Genomic DNA, 1,245 nt, shown 5'->3' with positions numbered 1-1,245 from the left:
TCGTGGGTTCAGCCGGTCGTTGCAACACCACCGTGAATTGGAGTGTTGCAGATGGGATCGAGGCTGGACCACCGTGCCCGAGAGGCGCGGTTCTGGGAGCTATTGAGACAGGGTCTCGGACGCACGGCGGCCTGTGATGCTGTCGGCGTGGACCGACGTCAGGGATACCGATGGGTCAAAGCAGCCGGCGGACGGAACCCGTTCGCCAACACGCCCCGCTCCGACAGGTACCTCAGCCAAGAAGAGCGGCTCCAGATCGCAGACCTACGCCAGGACGGTGAGGGCGTGCGCGCGATCGCCAAAGCACTCGGTCGGTCGCCGTCGACGATCAGCCGCGAGCTCACCAGGAACGCAGCGGCTGGCGGAACCTACCGGCCGTACTCGGCTGAGAAGCAATGCCGTGCTCGTGCGCGACGCCCGAAACCGCGGAAACTCGACCGGCTGGAGCTCGCTCTGCAGGTCGAGCTGCGGTTGGTGCGGAACTGGTCCCCGGAGCAGATCCGTGATGACCTGGCTAGGACATTCCCCGACCGGCCGGAGATGCACGTGTCCCACGAGACGATCTACCAGTCCCTCTTCGTCCAAGGCCGCGGCCACCTGCGCGCTGACCTGCACAAACACCTCCGCACCGGCCGAGCCCTCCGCCGGCACCGCGGTGAACGTCGGCAAGCGTCGTGGTCGAAGATCCGCGACATGATCCTGATCAGCGAACGCCCCGCTGAGGCCGACGACCGGGCTGTTCCCGGCCACTGGGAAGGCGACCTGATCGTCGGGATCAACGCCCGCAGCGCGATCGGCACCCTCGTCGAACGAACGACTCGGTACGTGATGCTGCTGCATTTGCCCAACGGGCACAGCGCCGACGCGGTCCGTGACGCGATGATCCCCACCATCCAGACCCTGCCCGAGCATCTGCGCCGGTCGTTGACGTGGGATCAAGGCACCGAGCTTGCCCGACACAAAGACATCACCCTCGCCACGGACCTCGCGATCTACTTCTGCGACCCGCACAAGCCCTGGCAGCGCGGCTCGAACGAGAACACCAACGGGCTGCTCCGGCAGTACTTTCCGAAGTCCACCGACCTCAGCGTCCACAGCCCGGAACGGCTCCTCGAAGTCGCGGCTGAACTCAACGGCCGCCCCCGCAAGACCCTCGACTACCGCAGCCCTGCAGAAGCATTCGAACAGCTACTCTCGGACCCGAAACAACCACCCGTTGCAACGACCCCTTGAAACCGCCGGTCC

1 protein-coding gene is annotated in these 1,245 nt (G+C 65.8%); it reads left to right on the top strand.

From position 1 onward, the window contains the following. The first annotated feature begins 51 nt into the window (after positions 1–51). Positions 52–1,233, top strand: coding sequence for an IS30 family transposase (locus HP507_RS00055; protein WP_217508332.1), 1,182 nt, complete (start codon positions 52–54; stop codon positions 1,231–1,233). Positions 1,234–1,245: the final 12 nt, after the last annotated feature.

The sequence above is a fragment of the Curtobacterium pusillum genome, assembly GCF_013359865.1.
Classification (GTDB): domain Bacteria; phylum Actinomycetota; class Actinomycetes; order Actinomycetales; family Microbacteriaceae; genus Curtobacterium; species Curtobacterium pusillum.
This window is presented reverse-complemented; position numbering and strand designations above follow the sequence as displayed.

Bases quoted from the DNA above. Each gene is read 5' to 3' on its own strand.
- HP507_RS00055 (WP_217508332.1), top strand. From the start codon at position 52: ATGGGATCGAGGCTGGACCACCGTGCCCGAGAGGCGCGGTTCTGGGAG.